This window comes from Nocardia heshunensis (assembly GCF_054782115.1).
In genome coordinates, this window is the sequence record NZ_BAAGTC010000003.1 from 846,002 (window position 1) to 863,827 (window position 17,826).

Consider the following 17,826-nt stretch of genomic DNA (forward strand, 5'->3'; position numbering starts at 1 on the left):
TCTCGGCCAGCTACTCAGCGGCGGCTACTGCTCACTTCGCGTCGGCGTAGCACTCGACTATCGCTGTGGTGAACGGGAATCGGACCGGGGTGGGGCCGAAGGCTAGGCGGCCTGCGGTGTCGGCGGCTGTTGCGATCAGGTCGGCTACTTTCTCCGCCTCGTCTTCGGGACAGTGCACGATCACCTCGTCGTGTTGGAAGAAGACCAGTTCGCCGCGCAGGCCCGCACTGTGCATCGATTGCCGCAGACCGGCCAGCACCAGCAGGGTCCAGTCTGCGGCGCTGCCCTGGACGACGAAGTTGCGGGTGAAGCGGCCGCGGGCCCGGGCGCGGGGGGTGCTGGAGTAGCCGGGGCGCTCCGGCTCGCCGTCGGACTCGTCGAATGCGGTGGTGGGTGGGCAGGTTCGGCCGAACCAGGTGCGCACCAGCCGACCCTCCTCCCCCGCTGCGGCGGCGTCGTCGACGTAGGCGACCGCGTCGGGGTAGCGGCGGCGTAGTTCGGCCATGTGGGTGAGGGCGTCGCCGGAGGTTTGGCCGTAGATCGCGCCCAGCATGGCGATCTTGGCCTGGGCGCGATCGCCACCGAAGGCGCGCGCGGCGAGATCGGCGTACAGGTCCTCGCCGCGACCGGCCACCTCCATCAGGCCGGGATCGCGCGAGATCGCCGCCAGCACGCGAGGTTCCATCTGGTCAGCGTCGGCGACCACCAGCCGCCAGCCCGGATCGGCGCGGATGGCGCGGCGCACCAGTTTCGGGATCTGCAGCGCGCCACCACCATTGGTGGTCCAGCGGCCGGTGACCGTGCCGCCGGGCAGATATTCGGGGCGGAAACGACCGTCGTGCACCCACTGTTCGATCCAGGACCAGCCGTGTGCGGTGTAGAGCCGGTAGAGCGATTTGTAGGCCAGCAGGGGCTCAACGGCGGGGTGCTCGATCTCCTGCAACTCCCATTTGCGGGTGGAGGACAACGAGATTCCCGCGCGTGCGAACGCCTTGATGATGTCGGCGGGCAGATCGGGTCGGACTCGGAAACCGAAGGCCCGCGACACCTCCTCCGCGAGTTCGGCCATGCGACGCGGTTCGCCACCACCGGGCATCCGTTCGCCCAGCGTCTCGTCGAGCAGCTCCCGATGCAGGTCCGCGCGCCACGGAATCCCGGCCCGCGACATCTCGGTGGCCACCAGCAGCCCCGCGGATTCGGCGGCCAGCAGCATGCGCATCCGTTCGGGATGCCCGGCACGCGTGGTCCGTTCGACCTGACCCGCGTACACCTCCAGCAGCGCGGTGAATTCGTCCGTGCCCGACGGCAACGGCACCGTGCCCGACAGTGCCACCGATCCGGAATCGAACAGCGTCGGCTCGGTCTCCGCCGCCCGGGCAGGCGCATCGGACGGGACAGGCAGTCGGTGTAGTCGCGCCCACCCGGCGGCCAGCGAACGCGGCTGCCCGGACTGTCCTTCCTCATGCCCGATGAGCAAGGACTCCGCGGCCTCGACGTCATAGCAGCGATCAACCCGGACCCCGGCGGTCAACAAGCGGCGATACAGCCCGGCCGTCGAGCGCCACACCCAGCGATCGACCTCCGGCCGAGAACGCACCGCCTCGACGAGCGAGGGTTCCTCGACCACGGCACCCGCGGGTCGGCCATCGGGCCCCAGCGGGCACAACCGTGCCCCGCCGTCCTCCGTCTCCGCCAGCGCCCATCGCATGATCACGAGTCTCGCAGCAGGCACAGACAACTTCGGACAACGCGCTGGTTGCCTTTGCCGGGACCAGTTGCCAAGATGGCCGGCGTATGTGTTCTGATCTGAATATCGCGCGCGAGAGCCTCGACGGACTGTCGGTCGGGGATGCGCTGGGGGCTCAATTCTTCGTGCCGGGGCGTTCTGTCGCCGAGTTGATTGCCGGGAAACCACCCGCGGGGCCGTGGGAATGGACCGATGACACCGAGATGGCGTGTTCGGTGTATGCGGAATTGCGTGAGTACGGCGGCATCGAGCGCGACCGGCTCGCGGCGGAGTTCGCCGATCGGTGCGAACCCTATCGCGGCTACGGGGGCGGGACAGTTGTTGTGCTGCACCAGATTCGGGACGGGCGGCCGTGGGCCGAGGCGGCCGGGGCAGTGTTCGACGGGGTCGGGTCGTGGGGCAACGGGGCCGCGATGCGGGTCGCGCCGCTGGGGGCGTATTTCGCCGGGCAGCCGGATCGGGCGGCAGTGCAGGCGGCGGCGAGCGCGGAGGTGACGCACCGGCATCCGGAGGCGATCGTGGGGGCGATGGCCGTCGCGGTGGCGGCCAGCCATGCGGCCGCCACGCGGGAACGACGGTGCGCACCCGAGGAATTGCTGCGGTCCGTCGAGCCGTATCTGGTCGAAGGCGGGACCGCGCGCGGTATCCGCCGGGCTCACGAACTGCTGGGCTGCTCGGTGTCCGAGGCGGCCTATGAACTCGGCAACGGCGCACAGGTCAGTGCGCCCGATACGGTGCCGTTCACGCTGTGGGCGGCCGCGACCTTCCTGACCGACTATCCCGCCGCGATCACCGCGTGCGTGCAGGCGGGTGGCGACGCCGACACCACCGCCGCGATCGTCGGCGGAATCGTGGCCGCACACACCGGCATCGGCGACCACGGGGACCGGCGGGGTATCCCGGACGCCTGGCTGGCGAACCGGGAACCGCTACCGGACTGGGCGTGAGCGCCTCGGGAACGAGCTAGGTGTTCAGCGCGGTCAGGATGTAGGGGCGCGCCTTCCACAGCTCGCCTTCCCAGTACTTCCACGAGTGTGTGCCCGTGATCGGGAAGTCGTAGACGGCCGGGATGTTCAGAGACGTCAGGCGGGCCTGCAACGCGCGGGTGCCGACCATGGCCAGCGACTCGATCCACATGGCATCGAAGGTGTCGACCACGGCCCCGGCGGAATTCGGGCGGTCGTATTCACCGGGCAGACCGGTGGCTGCCGAGATGTACATCGGCACACCGCGCAACTGCTGAGCGAAGACGAACGGGTCCATGCGCAGCCAGGCCGGGCTCCACGGCGGGGCCAGCGAATCACGGTTGTAGGCACCGGCCGAGAGCATCATCACGCGCATGGCCTCGGGCATGCCGGGTGCGGTCAGGTTGAGCGGGCCCGAGAACGAGGAAGCGTGCTTGAACTGCTTGGGATAGAAGGCGGCCAGCCGCAGCGCCGCCGGGCCGCTCATCGACAGGCCCGCCACCGCGTTGTCGGTGCGGGAAACTCCGTATCCGGCAAGGAAATCGGGCAGTTCCTTGGTCAGGAAGGTCTCCCACTTGTAGGTGAACTTCTGGCCGTTGGTGTTGCTCGGCGACACCCAGTCGGCGTACCAGCTGGATTGGCCACCGACCGGCATCACCAGCGTGACGTCGTCGTTCTCGAACTGCTGCATGGCATTGGTGTCGATGACCCAGGCGTTCTGGTCGTCGCGGGCGCGCAGGCCGTCGAGCAGATACAGCGCGCCGCCGCCCCCGTTCTTGGCCCACTGCACCTGGACCTTCACCGGGCCCATGCTCGAGGGCACCATCAGCTCTTCGAAGCCGCCCGCGGGTGCGCGATGCACGGGGGCGGAAATCGGTGCGGCGAGCACGATTTCGGGTGCGGCCACGGCGGTGGCGGTGGAGATGGCCAGCGCGGCGGCGCCGATGGTCAGTAGCCTTGTGACAAAAGGCATTGCGAGAGTTCCCCTCCTCTTCCACGGCAGCGAGCCGCGAAAGCGTTTGTCATCGCATCGATCCCGACCCATCGATGAGTGAAGCGCAACCATGTCAAACATGCGCCGCGCGAAGCGTATTCGATACCAGCGGTTATGACAAGATCGACATCAATAGGCAACGTTCGGCAAATCTAAGAGTGCGATGAGGCGATGGTGAGGATCCGGTCTCGAAAAACTGGACGACCGACTCCCGGCGATGCTTTCTGCGTTACGGACCAGTAGCGTCGCCACTCGTGAACAAGCATCTGAAGATCGGACGCGTCGCGATCGCCGGACTGGCCGTCGTGACCGCCCTCGGACTGTCCGCGTGTGGCAGCGGGGACAAGCCGGGCACCACCAAGCCCGCCAAGACCAGCAGCTCGCAGGCCGCGGCCGCGCCGCAGGCCGCCAACTACCCGCCGGTCCCGACCGCCGCGGACCTCAACACCCTGCTGCAGACGGGTCTGGACCCCAACACCCCCAACGAGTCGAAGCTCGACCTGCTGCAGGGCGTCTCCGTCGACCCGACCCTGCCGCAGCGGCTGACCGACTTCTACAAGCAGGCCAACGCCACCGTCACCGTCACCCACGTCACCGACCTGGGCAACGGCACCCTCACCGCCGACGCCGACTTCGCGCTCAGCGGCGGCCAGCCGCAGAAGGCCGTCGTGCCGTTCGTCGCCGAAGACGGCAAGTGGAAGGTTCAGAAGGACTGGATCTGCAACATGCTCTCCCTCGGCAACCAGACCTCCCCCGCCTGCAGCTGATCTCGGCTCAATGAGGAAACGCACGCCGAGATCGACGGGCCAGGCCCTGCCGGTACCGTTCGATCACGGCGTGCACCTCGAACGCGGACTCGGTCGCCGCCAACCGATCCAGGTAGCCCACCGCGGCCGCCAGCACCGGTAGATCGACACCGAAGTACACACCCATCAGCGGGTTGACGAACAGCTCGCTCCCGGCGGTATCGGCGTTCACCGCCACATTCCCGAACTCGCCGCGCAGCGCGGCCGCGATCTGGCCGTTGACGATGCTGCTGCGAGCCGGTGTGGCGGCCTGCGCGTGCGCCACCGCGTCCAGATATGTTCGCGCTTCGAGGGAATCCGACGGAATCGACAGCGCACCCAGGTATCCCCCGGCCCGATCCAGCGCGGCCAGATTCTCCAGCACGTGCGCGTGACACACGCCGTGATAGGCGTCGATCCCGAATCCCAGGCACACCACCAGCCGCTGCACATCATGGATTTCCGCGACCGCCGCCAGACTCGTCATGTCCTCTTCCGGTGTCCCCAGCCCGGCTTCGTCACCGCGCAACAGGATGTCGGTGCCGCCGTCGACGAGGACGATCGCATCGATGCCCAAGCGCCGCACCAGTTCTCGATAAGCGTCTCGCAGCGGACGGACGCCGGTGCAGGGGAAGGCGTGGACCGTAGCGGGCCAATCCCGCTGGGCGAGCCAGCGGGCGAGGGTACGTTCCGGGAAATACTCCTCGGGGCCGCTGCTGTCCGGGCCGATCGCCGCGACACCCGGGGCCATCCAATCCGTGAGCTCGATCCGATCCAGGTCGCCGAACGAGAGATTCGCCAGATGCACCCGTTTGCCCTGCTCACGCAACGCAACCGCCAAGGGCAGGCCCACGTAGACGTCGAACCCTCCGCCCGCTCCGGCGATCAATACGTTCGACGCGGACTTCAACCTGGTGAACAGCGGTGGTTCGGCGAGTGAGAACACGTCGCCAGGGTAGGGGAAACGGGCAGCCGACGACGGTTGTCAGCGAGTGAGAGGCTCGGCGCGAGTGAGGATCTCGTCAACGGTCTCGGAGACGGTGAGGCCCGGCGTACACCGCCGCCTATCCTCGGCGCAGCCGCATTTCCGCATACCTCGCCGATATGATTGCCGAATGTTTGCCTTTGCGGTGGGTGCGGTGCTGCTGGCCTGGTTCACACTGCGGATGTACCGGGAGCCACGCCGATTCGGCAATGGCGTGCTGCTGCTGATCGCGCTGGCCTTCGCGACGCTCGGGCTGCTGAGCATCGATCACGACAGTCCGTTGACGATCGTGGTGGTCGTCCTGATCCTGGTTTCTCCCCTGCTGCTCCTGGTGTTGGCAGGGTTGCTGATGATCAACGGGGTGCAGATGTGGCGGCGTGAGGGCAGGCGCCTGGCCAATCTGCTGTCGTTCGGGCTCGGCGTGGTGCTGCTGTCGCCGTATGTGATCTTCGTTGTCGAGTTCGAGCTGCAAAACCCCTGGCTCACCGCCGCTTTCGGATCCATCCTGCTGGTCGAGAGCTATCTCGGGTTCGTGCTGGTGGCGTTTCTGCTCTACTCCTACGTCTACCTGCGCTGGCCGTATCGAACGGGCATGGGCGCCATCGTGGTCCACGGTTCCGGCCTCATCGGCTCCCGGGTGCCACCGCTATTGGCGGCCCGCCTGGACCGCGCTCTCGAGGTGTACGCCGCCGAAGTCGCCGCGGGTGGCACCCCGGTACTGGTGACCAGCGGCGGCAAAGGCTCCGACGAAGCCGCCGCCGAGGCCGACGCCATGGCCGACTACCTCATCGACAGGGGCCTGGCCCCGACCGCCGTCCTGCGCGAGGACCGCTCCCGCACCACCCGCGAGAACCTCCTCTACACCGGCGAACTCCTCACCCACCACCGCATCCCCGGCCCGATAGTCCTGGTCACCAGCAACTTCCACGCCCTACGCACCGGCATCCTCGCCCGCCGCCTCGGCCTCGACACCACCGTCGTAGGCTCCCGCACCGCCTTCTACTACCTCCCCAGCGCCATCCTCCGCGAATACGTCGCCATCCTCGTCGAACACAAATACACCAACACCCTCATCTGCCTAACCCTCGCCGCCCTCCCACCCCTCGCCACCTACGCCTCCCACCGCTGACCTTGACGCGAGTTCCGCATCGGCCCGACATTGGACCGATGCGATCGCGAGCAGAAGAACTCGACAAAGCCCCCTCCGACGGATTCACCCCGGTAGGCGCCGTCGAACTGACCCTCAGCCCCCTCGGTGCCAGCGACATCCACGGCTCCATCGACGAAATAGCCCACGCCGCAGCCGAACTGGGCGCCGACCACTTCTACGTCACCGAATCCCTCGGCCCGCGCATCACCGCCATCGCCTACCGCCGCCTCCCCCGCCCCCGCCGCCGCTTCCGCCGCAACCCCTGACGCGCCGCGACCCGCGTGGTCAGAGGTAGACCTCGGGGGGCGCCTCGATCGATTGCAGCAGACCGAAGTCGATGTTCACCCAGTAGAGACGGTCGAGCCCGGAGTCGGGGTCCTTCGCGGAGATGGCGGCGAGGTCTCCCCTGCCACCGAAGCCGTCGATGTGGTCGAGTGGGCCGAACACACTTTCATCGAGTTCGCGTGCGGTGCACGACCACGGTGCGAGGTCCGCGACGGTCCGCAGCGATGGGCCGGGAGCATCGGGCCGACGCACGAGATTCCTGAAAACAACGAGATTGTGGGGATAAGCGGTGTACTCGAGTTGTAGGTCGGGCCAGAAGGTCAGGTCCCAGCGGGCGGTGTGCACCTCGTGGTCCTGGCTGTTGTCGACGGTCTTCCAGACCGGGGCTCCCCATGCGGCTTCGTACTCGGCGATCGACGTCCTCCGGCGCTGTTCGACAAGTTGCGTCCAAGCAGCGGCGGTATCCGCCCGGGTCGCGCCGAGGGTGTCGAGGAGAGCCTGAGCCTGGCACGGTGCGCTGTCGCACATGGGGTGCAGCATGGCCAGTTGATACTCGTAAAGCGTTGTCCCGCGCCCGTTGTCCATCGATCCGCCCCCGCTCGTCCGGTCTCGGCCGAAGGTACCAGCCCGGGAGCCGTGTTGTACTGCGACAAACTTGGTTGGGGCGCGAGCCGGGACCGGGCGTTCGTGATCTTGGGAGGCTCGGAACACGCGGGTGGGATCGTGGGCTATTCGGGCACGCGCGGGGGTGGGGGTCGCTTAGCGTGGGGGCGTTGACGTCGAGAGGGGTCGTGATGCGGGCCGGGATGTTGAGTGTGGCGGAGTTGGTGGGGCTGGTCGAGGCGGGGGAACTCGATACGGTGCTCGTGGCCATGACGGATATGCAGGGGCGGTTGCAGGGGAAGCGTTGTTCGGCACGGTATTTCGTGGAGGAGGTGCTGGATCACGCTACGGAGGCTTGTAACTATCTGTTGGCGGTCGATGTGGAGATGACGACCGTCGACGGGTATGAGATGTCGTCGTGGGATACGGGGTACGGGGACTTCGTGTTGCGGCCGGATCTGGGGACGTTGCGGCTGGTGCCGTGGTGGCCGGGGACGGCGCTGGTGCTCTGCGACGTGGAGCAGGTGGAGGCGCACGGGGGTGCGGGGCGGCCGGTGACGGCGTCGCCGCGGCAGGTGTTGCGGGCGCAGCTGGATCGGCTGGCCGAGCACGGTTTACAGGCTTATGTCGGGACCGAGCTGGAGTTCCTGGTGTTCGACGACACCTATGAGCAGGCGTTCGCGCGGGGATATCGCGAGCTCACCCCGGCCAATCAGTACAACGTCGACTACTCCATGCTCGGCACCGGCCGCATCGAACCGCTGCTGCGCCGCATCCGCACCGAAATGACCGGTGCGGGAATGTATGTCGAGTCCGCCAAGGGTGAATGCAATCCGGGCCAGCACGAGATCGCCTTCCGCTACGACGAGGCGCTGGTCACCTGCGACAACCACAGCATCTACAAAACCGGGGCCAAGGAGATCGCCGCCCAGGACGGGCGCAGCATCACCTTCATGGCCAAATACAATGAGCGGGAAGGCAATTCCTGCCATATCCACTTGAGCCTGCGGACCGCGGCGGGTGAGCCGGTGTTCGCCGACGGCAATGGCGAACCCTCGGCGCTGATGCGGCACTTCCTGGCCGGGCAGCTGGACTGCCTGCGCGAGCTCACCTACTTCCTGGCACCGAACATCAACTCCTACAAGCGGTTCCAGGCGGGCAGTTTCGCGCCCACCGCCCTGGCCTGGGGTCGCGACAATCGCACCTGCGCGCTGCGCATGGTCGGACACGGCCCGTCGCTGCGGTTCGAGAATCGCATTCCCGGCGGCGACGTCAACCCGTACCTGGCCGTCGCCGCCGCCATCGCGGCCGGATTGCACGGCATCGAACACCATCTGCCACTGGAGCCGGAATTTCACGGCAATGCCTACCGCTCGCATCGGCCGCGTGTACCGCATACGCTGCGCGAGGCCGCCCAGCTCTTCGGCGAGAGCAAGGTGGCGCAGAAGGCGTTCGGCCCGGAGGTGGTGCGGCACTACCGCAATGCCGCGCAGATCGAACTCGACGCCTACGACGCGGCGGTGACGGATTGGGAGCGGGTGCGTGGCTTCGAACGACTCTGAGGGCACTCTCGGGGGCAGGCGTCCGCTCATCGGCCTGCCGACCTACTCCGAACGCGCCCGCTTCGGCCGCTGGGACGTGGACGCGGCCGTGCTGGCCCGCACCTACATCGATCTGACCGAGCGCGCGGGCGGCATCCCGGTCCTGCTGCCGCCCAGCGGAACCCCGCGCCCCGAGCTCATCGAACGCCTCGACGGCCTGGTGCTCACCGGCGGCGCGGACCTCGATCCGGCCCGCTACGGCGCGCCCGCGCACCCCGAGACCGGCCGACCGCGCCTGGATCGCGACGAGAACGAGTTCGGGCTCTTCGAACTCGCGCGCGCCGCGGGCATGCCCGTCCTCGCGATCTGCCGCGGCCTGCAGTTGGTCAATGTCGCCCTCGGCGGCACCCTGCACCAGCATCTGCCCGACGTCCTCGGCCACCCCGAACACAACCGGGTCCCGGGCACTTTCAGCATCACCACGGTCGCGACGACACCCGGCAGCCAGGTCGCCGCCATCGTCGGCCCGGAGGTGAAGGCGCACTGCCACCACCATCAGGCCATCGACACCCTCGCCACCGACCTCACCGCCACCGCGCATGCCCCGGACGGCACCATCGAGGCCGCCGAAACCCGCGAGGGACCGTTCCTGCTGGGCGTGCAATGGCATCCGGAGGAGAACACGACCGACACCCGCCTCATGCGGGCCCTGGTCGACCAGGCCACACAGTACGGAAGGGAGCGCAACCGGTGACAACGACCGACGTGGTCGATCCGGCCACCGAAAAGGTGGTCGCCACCATCGAATTGGCGAACGAAGCCGCCACCGATGCCGCGATCGCCCGCGCACAGCGGGCCTTCGAGAGCTGGCGGGCCGTCACACCCGGGGATCGGGCGCGACTGCTGCGCCGCTTCGCCGACGCCGTCGACGCCGAACTCGAACAACTGGCGCGACTCGAGGTGCGCAATGCGGGGCACACCATCGGCAATGCCCGCTGGGAGGCGGGCAATGTCCGCGATGTGCTGCACTACAGCGCGGGCCTGCCGGAACGCCTGCTGGGCAGTCAGATTCCGGTCGCCGGGGGTGTCGACATCACCTTCTGCGAGCCGCTGGGCGTGGTCGGCATCATCGTGCCGTGGAACTTCCCCATGCCGATCGCGGCCTGGGGATTCGGGCCCGCGCTGGCGGCCGGGAACACCGTGGTGCTCAAACCCGCCGAGCTGACCCCGCTCACCGCGATCCGGCTCGGCGAGCTCGCCGTGGAAGCAGGGCTGCCCGAGCATGTCTTCCAGGTGATCCCGGGCAAGGGCTCGGTGGTCGGGGCCCGGTTCGTCACGCATCCGGCCGTGCGCAAGGTGGTGTTCACCGGGTCCACCGAGGTCGGCAAGCAGATCATGGCCGGGTGCGCCGACCAGGTGAAGCGGGTGACGCTCGAATTGGGCGGCAAGAGCGCCAATATCGTGTTCGCCGACGCCGATATCGAACGCGCGGCCGCGACCGCGCCCTACGGTGTGTTCGACAATGCCGGTCAGGACTGCTGCGCGCGTTCCCGGATCCTGGTGCAGCGCAGCGTCTTCGACCGCTTCCTGGAACTGCTCGAACCGGCCGTGCAGGGCGTCGTGGTGGGCGATCCGTCGGATGCGGCGACCGAGATGGGCCCGCTCATCTCCGCCGCGCATCGCGAGCGAGTCGCCAGCTTCTTGGAACCCTCCACCAAGGTCGCGTTCACCGGTTCCCGCCCCGAAGGCCCCGGATTCTGGTTCCCACCAACGGTTGTCCTGCCCTCGGGCCCCGAGGACCGGGTACTCACCGAGGAGGTGTTCGGCCCGGTCGTGACGGTGTCGCCCTTCGAGGACGAGGCCGACGCGCTGCGCCTGGCCAACGACACCGAATTCGGTCTCTCCGGCTCCATCTGGACCAGCGATGTCGGCCGCGCGCTGCGGGTGGCCCGCGGCGTCGAGGCCGGGAACCTGTCGGTGAATTCCCATTCCTCCGTACGGTATTGGACCCCGTTCGGCGGATTCAAACAGTCCGGCCTGGGCCGCGAACTCGGCCCCGACGCCGCGCGCGCCTTCACCGAGACCAAGAACGTCTTCCTCGCCACCGAATAACGCGCCACCGAGTAAGACCCCATCCCAGAAGAAGGAGATACGTTGCAGCGCTTACAGGATCGCGTCGCGGTCGTCACCGGCGGCGGGAGCGGCATCGGGCTGGCCACCGTCCGGCGCTTCGCCCAGGAGGGCGCGAAAGTCGTGGTCGCCGATATCGACGCTACCTCCGGCGAGGCCGCCGCGGCCGAGGTCGGCGGGCTGTACGTGAAGGTGGACGTCACCGACGAGGCACAGGTCGAGGCACTGTTCCAGACCGCGTTCGACACCTACGGCGGCGTCGACATCGCGTTCAACAATGCGGGCATCTCACCGCCGGAGGACGATTCGATCCTCACCACCGGGCTGGAAGCGTGGAAGCGCGTCCAGGAGGTCAACCTGACCTCGGTGTACCTGTGCAGCAAGTACGCGATCCAGCACATGCTCGAGCGCGGCAAGGGCTCGGTCATCAATACCGCGTCGTTCGTCGCGGTCATGGGTGCGGCGACCTCGCAGATCTCCTACACCGCCTCCAAGGGCGGCGTGCTGGCCATGAGCCGCGAACTCGGAGTCCAGTTCGCGCGCCAGGGTATTCGCGTCAACGCGCTGTGCCCGGGACCGGTCAACACTCCCCTGCTGCAGGAGCTGTTCGCCAAGGATCCCGAACGCGCCGCGCGGCGACTGGTGCACATTCCCGTCGGACGTTTCGCCCAGCCGGAGGAGATCGCCGCCGCCGTGGCCTTCCTCGCCAGCGACGATTCCTCCTTCATCACCGCCTCACAGTTCCTGGTCGACGGCGGCATCTCCGGGGCATACGTGACCCCGCTGTAGCGGATTATCAGGCGCCGACGGGGGTTTCGGCCCCCGGCGGGTCCTCCACCGTCCGCTTGGGCCCGGTGAACCAGCGCCGCGCCGAGACGAACCACCAGATCGCGATCGCCCCGACCACACCGACGAGGGTGATCGGCGCGTAATTCACCGCGTTCCAGGTGAATCCGTCCACCCACGGATAGCCGTGATCATCCGTGGGCAGGATGAACAGCACGCTGATGAACACGATCCAGATCAGCGAGATGACACCGATCGGCAGATACCAGCGACCCAATTGCCAAGGGCCGGTCTGGAATCGGTTGCCGTGCCGCAATCGCAGCAGCACGGGCAGGCCGTACGCTATATAGAGCCCGATGGTGGCCACCGACGTGGCGGCGGCATACGCGGTCGGGGCGTTCGCTTCGGGCACCAGCATCGACGGGATCAGCAGGATGAACGCGAACACCGACACGAACAACACCGCGTTCACCGGCACCTTGCGCACCGAGAGCTTCGCCCACAGCTTCGAACCGGGCACCGCGCCGTCGCGGGAGAAGGCGAACAGCATGCGCGAGGCCGCGGTGACCGAGGCGTAGCCGCAGAACAATTGGGCGACCGCGGCGATGATGAGTAGCAGACCCGACCAGAACGAATTCAGCGAGTTCTGCAGGATATAGATGACCGGGTAGCCGCTGTTCTTCGTCGGGTCCAGCGAATCGTCGAGATTCGGAATCGCGAACGTCACCGCCATGATCAGCAGGTAACCCGCGATCGCCGACACCACAATGGTGTTGATGATGCCCTTGGCCGCCGTCCGCGAGGCATCGTGGGTCTCCTCCGACATATGCGCCGAGGCGTCGTAACCGGTGAAGGTGTACTGCGCGTGCAGCAACCCCAGCAGGAAACTGACGGCGACGCCGCCGAATCCGATGGCGCTGTTGTCCACCGTCTTGGTGAACACGAACCCGACGCTCTGATGGTGATGCGCGCCGAACCCGAGCACCAGCACGAACAGCGCGACACCACCCACATGCCACCAGGCCGACACATTGTTGATGACCGCCGATAGATGCGGGCCGATGGCGTTCAGAATCGCGTGCAGCACAATGATTCCCGCGAACACCAGGAAGATGGCATTGCGGTCGGTTCCGATATCCCAGCCGATCACATTCAGCACGACGGTGGTGAAGATCGCCGCCCCGTAATCGATGGCCGCGGTCACCGCGATCTGCCCCACCAGATTGAACCAGCCGGTGAACCAGCCCCATACCGGCCCACCCAATTCCGAAGCCCACCAATACAATCCGCCCGACGTCGGATACGCCGACGCCAATTCGGCCATGGCCAGGCCCACGAACAACACCATCACCGACACCAGCGGCCAGCCCCACGCCATGGTGATCGGCCCGCCGTTCTGCAGGCCGATCCCATAACTGGCCAAACCGCCGGTCAGAATGGAGACAATGGTGAAACTGATGGCGAAGTTGGAAAATCCGGACCAGGATCGCGCCAATTCCTGTTTGTAGCCGAGCTCGGCGAGTCGCCGTTCATCGTCACCGGATCGGGGCTGGGTTGCGGTCATACGTGCTCCCAAGTGAAAACACCGCCCTCACACGGTGTTTGCGTGGAGCCCAGTGTGCGGGAATCCGCCCCGACCCGCAGGCCAACGCCGAAACTCATTACCCGGCACAGCGACCTGCCGCTCAGGCCTCGGCGCGCTGCGCTTTCGCGAAGGCCGCCAGCTCCTTGAAGTTCACGATCGCACCAGCCGCACCCCAGGTGCCCTCGGCCTGCTCGTTGATCAGCACCCACACGCGCAACGCGTCCTCCTGACCGAGACCCGCGGCGGTGAGCACGTTCTCGGTGACCTCGCCGACCAGCCCCGCCTTGCGGCGATCCGACAGCGCACCCTCCGGCACGGTCACATCGACACGGAAGCGCGGCAGATCATCCCCGAGCGCGCCGAACCCACCGCCGGCCACTTCCTCGATGCGGCACCACGCCTGGGCGCGGAAGAAGTCGTTGTCGGGTGCGCCCTCCCATTTCAGCAGGGTGGTGGGCAGCGTCTTGGACAGTTCGCCGCGCGCTTGGGCACTCAGGACTCCGGCGGGAAGGGTGAGGTGGATCATCGGCATCGCAGTACTCCTTCTGATCTCATCGACCGACTATAACGGTCGTTATAGTCAGGGGACGGTACCTCATAACGATCGTTATAGCCAGGCAGGTCAGCGGGCTTGCAGGCCCGCAGTGGTGACGGTGACCAGGCGCGTGATCGCGGCGTCGGAGGTCGCGTCCGCAGCGGCCGACAGAGCATGCAGGCAGTAGGCGGCCAGCTCATCCGGCGGAGTGTCGGTGCGGAGTTCGCCTGCAGCGGCGGCTTCTTCGATCAGTTCCCCAATGAGGTCGCGAAGTTGGTTGTGCGCGTTGCGAATCTGATCATCCGGGTGCAGGAAACGCACCAAATCCCGGTCGTGGCCGCCGGTCTGCTGCGCGATATGGGCGTAGGCGGTGAGGACGGCATCGAGGCGGGCGCGCGCGCTGCCCGCGCCGTCCCGGACCGCGACGAGTTCGCCCAGGTGGGCATCGATGCGACGGGAATGCCAGGCACGCAGGATGGTTTCGACGTCCGGGAAGTACTTGTAGAGCGTCGCGCGGCCGATGCCCGCACGCTCGGCGACCTGCGACATGGTCACCCCACGCAATCCCTGCTCGAAGGCGAGTGCCGCCGTGGCGTCGAGAATCGCGTCGGTGACCCCGCGACGATGGGCGTCGATCGTTTCGTTCCACAGCTTCGGCACCAGACAACCATACAGAATGACCGCCTCGTAGACATTGACGCTTGACCGTAGACACTCTGTCTCGATAAATTTGGTTCATGCACCCGAACAGCGGTAATCCACACCCCGAGTACCACGATCCCGATGCCCCCGACACCCTGTACGCGGTCAAGCCGCCCTGGGATATCGACCGACCACAGCCCGCTTTCGTGACGCTCGCCGAGAGCGGCGCGTTGCGGGGCCGGGTCCTCGACCTAGGTTGCGGCACCGGCGAGCACGCCCTGCTCGCCGCGAGCCTCGGCCTCGACGCCACCGGCATAGACCAGTCCGCGCAGGCGCTGGCGATGGCTCGCACCAAGGCCGCCGAGCGTGGACTGAAAGCCACCTTCGTCCGCCACAGCGCCCTCGAACTGTCCGGTCTCGGCGAGGTTTTCGACACCGTCGTGGATTGCGGACTGTTCCATCTGTTCGACGGCGACGATCGCACCGCGCTGGTGAGCGGACTCGCCACCATCGTTCGGTCCGGCGGCAGCTACCACCTGCTCGGTTTCAGCGATCGTCAGCCCGGCACCTGGGGACCACACCGACTGACCCGCGACGACATCGAATCCGCGTTCCCCACGGCCGATTGGCGACTCGATTCGCTGGAACCGGCCACCCTCGACATCAACCCCACCCCGACGCCCGTCGCGGCGTGGCTCGGCACCATCACCCGGCGCTGATTACCGTGCCCGCCTTGGAATCCCGCATCCCGACCGATCGCGCCACCCGTTATCTGCACCAATTCCGCACGCACGCCGAGGCCATGGCCTCGCCGCGCGGTCATCGCCTGCGCACACATGCGGGAAAACCACACTCCCCCAACGATGTCCACCTCCGTGTCGAAGGCACCGACGACCGGGCCACCGTCCATTTCGACACCTGGGGAACATGCCTGCTGACGGCCGAGCCCGATGCCCTGATCATCCGCATCGAATCCATCGACAGCGCCGACCTCACCCGCCTGCGCGACCTCGTCACCGCCGACCTCACTCGCTTCGGCCGTGGCACGCTGAGCATCGAATGGCGTTCGCCCGGTACAGAATACCCACGCGGCCGACCCAGGTAGGAGACCGCGGCACCTGTCACGGGCTAGGCGATCGCGCAGGCGACGGCGGTGAAGGCGGCCGGGAAGCGGTCGTTGGTCTGCTCGGTATCGATGCTCAGGGAGGCGGCGGTGCCCCGGGGTGTGGCGAATGCCAGGGTGATGAATCCGGGAATGCCACCGGCGTGGCCCCAGACATCCTTGATGTCCTGCCCGTCCGGGCCGCAGGGCATCCGGAAGCGGATCAGGCCCAGACCGTAGGCCATGTCGTCGGAGGACGGCATCGGCACGGTCTGCTGCATCTGCGCGAGTTGGGTTGCGGGGAGCAGCTTTCCGGAGAGTAGGGCGGCGAAGAAGCGGCTCAGGTCGGATCCCGTCGAGACGATCGCGCCCGCCGCGCCCGCCCACGCCACCTCCATATCGGTGACATCGACCCACTTTCCGTCGACACTGCGGTAGCCGTGCGCGAAGGGAGCCCGCAGCCCGGTGTCGCCGGCGGCGGGGAAGTAGGTGTCGCGCATACCCAGCGGATCCAGGATGCGGCTGCCGATCTCCGTGGCGAGCGGCCGACCGGTCACGCGCTCGATCAGCAACTGCAGCAGCGCGTAATTGGTGTTGGTGTACTCGAATCGCGCGCCCGGCTCGAACTGCGGCGGCATGCTCATGGCGATACCGACCACGTCGGCCGCGGTGAGATCCCGGTAGGCCTTGCCGTCGCTCGTCTGGTCGAGTTGCTGCGGCAGTTTGTGGGTGGGGTCCTCGGGAGCGAAATCGGCCAGGCCGCTGGTGTGCTGCAGCAGCTGATGCACGGTAATCCGGGTGCCGTCGTTACCATTGCCCGCCACCACATCCGGCAGATAGCGCGCGATCGGGGCCTCGAGGTCGAGCTTGCCCTCCCCGGCGAGTTGCAGCACGACCGTGGCGACGAAGCTCTTGGTGACGCTGCCGATCCGGAAGTGGGCGTTGTCGGCGTAGGGTGCGCCGGTGGCCAGGTCGGCCGCGCCCGCGGCGGCGGTGCGCTGCCCGTCGGGTCCAAGCAGAATGACCTGCGCCCCGGGCAGATCGGGGCCGACCAGCGCGGTCAGCGTGTCGGAGACCGCCGCGGGCATCGGCGCGGACCGGGCCGAGGTCGGCGCGGGCCGGCTCGAAGTCGCCTCGCTCCCACCGCAACCGGCCGTCACCAGCATCGCGGCGGCCACGAGGCCGTATCGTCCACGCCGAAAAATGCTCACGCAGTTCCTCTCCACAGGCCGTCGGTCGGTTCCGACGCTAGGGACACCGGAGACTCGTTCCTATCCGGTATCACCCGGACAGCCACCCTGAATTCGTCCTACCTCTGTGGTGGTAGGCGCGGTCAGGCGAGTCCGGCCCGCAGCACCAGAATCGCTATCTGGGTGCGGTTTTCCAGGCCCAGCTTGGCGATGACGCGGCTGATGTGGACCTTCACCGTGGATTCGCTCATATGCAGGGTGCGGGCGATCTCGGCATTGCCCGCACCGGTGGCGACCGCCTGCGCCACTTCGCGTTCGCGGTCGGTGAGCTGATCGAGCTGGGCCAGGGCGTCGGGCTGCTGGGCTCCGGGGCCCTGGGTGAAGGCGGTGAGCATGCGTTTGGTGACAGCGGGGGCGAGGATGGCATCACCCGCCGCGACCACCTCGACCGCGCGGGCCAGCTCGCGCGGCGGGGTGTCCTTGAGCAGGAAGCCGGCGGCACCGGATTCCAGTGCCGCATAGACATACTCGTCCAGGCCGAAGGTGGTGAGAACCACGACCGCCGGGGCGTCGGGCAGGGCGCGGACCCGGCGGGTCACCTCCAGACCGTCCACGTGCGGCATGCGGATATCGGTGACGACCACGTCCGGGCGGTGACGGTGCACCAGCTCCACGATCGAACGGCCGTCGGCGTCCTGGGCCACCACCTCGATGCCGCCACCGGCCTCCAGGATCATGGCGACGCCGGAGCGCACCAGTTCCTCGTCGTCGAGCAGCACCACCCGAATCACGAAACCTCCT

19 protein-coding genes are annotated in these 17,826 nt (G+C 67.5%); 10 read left to right on the forward strand and 9 right to left on the reverse strand.

Annotation, left to right across the window (positions count from 1 at the left end):
* Positions 1-31: 31 nt before the first annotated feature.
* The gene (locus ACYVN4_RS10800) at positions 32-1,708 is read right to left on the reverse strand and encodes a bifunctional 3'-5' exonuclease/DNA polymerase (RefSeq protein WP_460719832.1); all 1,677 of its coding nucleotides are present in this window, start codon (positions 1,706-1,708) and stop codon (positions 32-34) included.
* A gap of 86 nt (positions 1,709-1,794) precedes the next feature.
* On the opposite strand from ACYVN4_RS10800, the gene ACYVN4_RS10805 reads away from it, so the two are divergent.
* On the forward strand, positions 1,795-2,694 hold the full coding sequence (locus ACYVN4_RS10805; protein WP_460719834.1) for an ADP-ribosylglycohydrolase family protein: 900 nt from the start codon (positions 1,795-1,797) through the stop codon (positions 2,692-2,694).
* Between the two features lie 16 nt (positions 2,695-2,710).
* On the opposite strand, the gene ACYVN4_RS10810 is transcribed toward ACYVN4_RS10805, so the two are convergent.
* Entirely contained in the window at positions 2,711-3,685 is a 975-nt protein-coding gene (locus ACYVN4_RS10810) for an alpha/beta hydrolase (RefSeq protein WP_460719836.1), read from the reverse strand.
* Between the two features lie 275 nt (positions 3,686-3,960).
* Here ACYVN4_RS10810 and ACYVN4_RS10815 point away from each other — a divergent pair, with 275 nt between their 5' ends.
* Positions 3,961-4,473 (forward strand): hypothetical protein, encoded by a 513-nt coding sequence (locus tag ACYVN4_RS10815; RefSeq protein ID WP_460719838.1) that lies wholly within the window; start codon positions 3,961-3,963, stop codon positions 4,471-4,473.
* A gap of 7 nt (positions 4,474-4,480) precedes the next feature.
* Here the strand turns inward: ACYVN4_RS10815 and ACYVN4_RS10820 are convergent, their stop codons facing one another.
* Positions 4,481-5,437 carry a DUF1152 domain-containing protein gene (locus ACYVN4_RS10820; protein WP_460719840.1) on the reverse strand — a complete coding sequence of 319 codons (957 nt, stop codon included), beginning with the start codon at positions 5,435-5,437 and terminating at the stop codon, positions 4,481-4,483.
* A 169-nt stretch (positions 5,438-5,606) separates the two neighbouring features.
* On the opposite strand from ACYVN4_RS10820, the gene ACYVN4_RS10825 reads away from it, so the two are divergent.
* Both ACYVN4_RS10825 and ACYVN4_RS10830 read left to right on the forward strand, forming a co-directional pair.
* The gene (locus ACYVN4_RS10825) at positions 5,607-6,605 is read left to right on the forward strand and encodes a YdcF family protein (protein ID WP_460719842.1); all 999 of its coding nucleotides are present in this window, start codon (positions 5,607-5,609) and stop codon (positions 6,603-6,605) included.
* Positions 6,606-6,643: 38 nt separating this feature from the next.
* Positions 6,644-6,892 carry a hypothetical protein gene (locus ACYVN4_RS10830; RefSeq protein WP_460719844.1) on the forward strand — a complete coding sequence of 83 codons (249 nt, stop codon included), beginning with the start codon at positions 6,644-6,646 and terminating at the stop codon, positions 6,890-6,892.
* 19 nt (positions 6,893-6,911) lie between these two features.
* Here the strand turns inward: ACYVN4_RS10830 and ACYVN4_RS10835 are convergent, their stop codons facing one another.
* On the reverse strand, positions 6,912-7,496 hold the full coding sequence (locus ACYVN4_RS10835) for a hypothetical protein (RefSeq protein ID WP_460719846.1): 585 nt from the start codon (positions 7,494-7,496) through the stop codon (positions 6,912-6,914).
* A 209-nt stretch (positions 7,497-7,705) separates the two neighbouring features.
* Between ACYVN4_RS10835 and ACYVN4_RS10840 the strand changes: the two genes are divergently transcribed.
* Genes ACYVN4_RS10840 through ACYVN4_RS10855 form a run of 4 tightly spaced genes read left to right on the forward strand, consistent with a single transcriptional unit; the run spans position 7,706 to position 11,974 of the window.
* Positions 7,706-9,076 (forward strand): glutamine synthetase family protein, encoded by a 1,371-nt coding sequence (locus ACYVN4_RS10840; RefSeq protein ID WP_460720561.1) that lies wholly within the window; start codon positions 7,706-7,708, stop codon positions 9,074-9,076.
* On the forward strand, positions 9,057-9,809 hold the full coding sequence (locus ACYVN4_RS10845) for a gamma-glutamyl-gamma-aminobutyrate hydrolase family protein (protein WP_460719848.1): 753 nt from the start codon (positions 9,057-9,059) through the stop codon (positions 9,807-9,809). The genes ACYVN4_RS10840 and ACYVN4_RS10845 overlap by 20 nt, the downstream gene beginning before the upstream one ends.
* Positions 9,806-11,167, forward strand: coding sequence for an aldehyde dehydrogenase family protein (locus ACYVN4_RS10850; RefSeq protein WP_460719850.1), 1,362 nt, complete (start codon positions 9,806-9,808; stop codon positions 11,165-11,167). The genes ACYVN4_RS10845 and ACYVN4_RS10850 overlap by 4 nt, the downstream gene beginning before the upstream one ends.
* A gap of 21 nt (positions 11,168-11,188) precedes the next feature.
* Positions 11,189-11,974: a 3-oxoacyl-ACP reductase gene (locus ACYVN4_RS10855; protein ID WP_460720563.1), complete on the forward strand. Its 786-nt coding sequence runs from the start codon at positions 11,189-11,191 to the stop codon at positions 11,972-11,974.
* Between the two features lie 7 nt (positions 11,975-11,981).
* Here the strand turns inward: ACYVN4_RS10855 and ACYVN4_RS10860 are convergent, their stop codons facing one another.
* The 3 genes from ACYVN4_RS10860 to ACYVN4_RS10870 all read right to left on the reverse strand — a co-directional run bounded on the left by ACYVN4_RS10860 (position 11,982) and on the right by ACYVN4_RS10870 (position 14,751).
* On the reverse strand, positions 11,982-13,535 hold the full coding sequence (locus tag ACYVN4_RS10860; RefSeq protein ID WP_460719852.1) for an amino acid permease: 1,554 nt from the start codon (positions 13,533-13,535) through the stop codon (positions 11,982-11,984).
* Positions 13,536-13,656: 121 nt separating this feature from the next.
* Positions 13,657-14,088, reverse strand: a complete 432-nt coding sequence (locus tag ACYVN4_RS10865) for a tautomerase family protein (protein ID WP_460719854.1) — start codon at positions 14,086-14,088, stop codon at positions 13,657-13,659.
* Positions 14,089-14,178: 90 nt separating this feature from the next.
* Positions 14,179-14,751 (reverse strand): TetR/AcrR family transcriptional regulator, encoded by a 573-nt coding sequence (locus ACYVN4_RS10870; protein ID WP_460719856.1) that lies wholly within the window; start codon positions 14,749-14,751, stop codon positions 14,179-14,181.
* A 77-nt stretch (positions 14,752-14,828) separates the two neighbouring features.
* On the opposite strand from ACYVN4_RS10870, the gene ACYVN4_RS10875 reads away from it, so the two are divergent.
* Positions 14,829-15,452: a class I SAM-dependent methyltransferase gene (locus tag ACYVN4_RS10875; RefSeq protein ID WP_460719858.1), complete on the forward strand. Its 624-nt coding sequence runs from the start codon at positions 14,829-14,831 to the stop codon at positions 15,450-15,452.
* Positions 15,453-15,466: 14 nt separating this feature from the next.
* A complete protein-coding gene (locus ACYVN4_RS10880; protein WP_460719860.1) occupies positions 15,467-15,838 on the forward strand; it encodes a DUF2218 domain-containing protein in 372 nt (123 codons plus the stop codon).
* A gap of 23 nt (positions 15,839-15,861) precedes the next feature.
* On the opposite strand, the gene ACYVN4_RS10885 is transcribed toward ACYVN4_RS10880, so the two are convergent.
* A complete protein-coding gene (locus ACYVN4_RS10885) occupies positions 15,862-17,046 on the reverse strand; it encodes a serine hydrolase domain-containing protein (protein ID WP_460719862.1) in 1,185 nt (394 codons plus the stop codon).
* Positions 17,047-17,168: 122 nt separating this feature from the next.
* On the reverse strand, positions 17,169-17,816 hold the full coding sequence (locus ACYVN4_RS10890; protein WP_460719864.1) for a response regulator: 648 nt from the start codon (positions 17,814-17,816) through the stop codon (positions 17,169-17,171).
* Positions 17,817-17,826 lie beyond the last annotated feature (10 nt).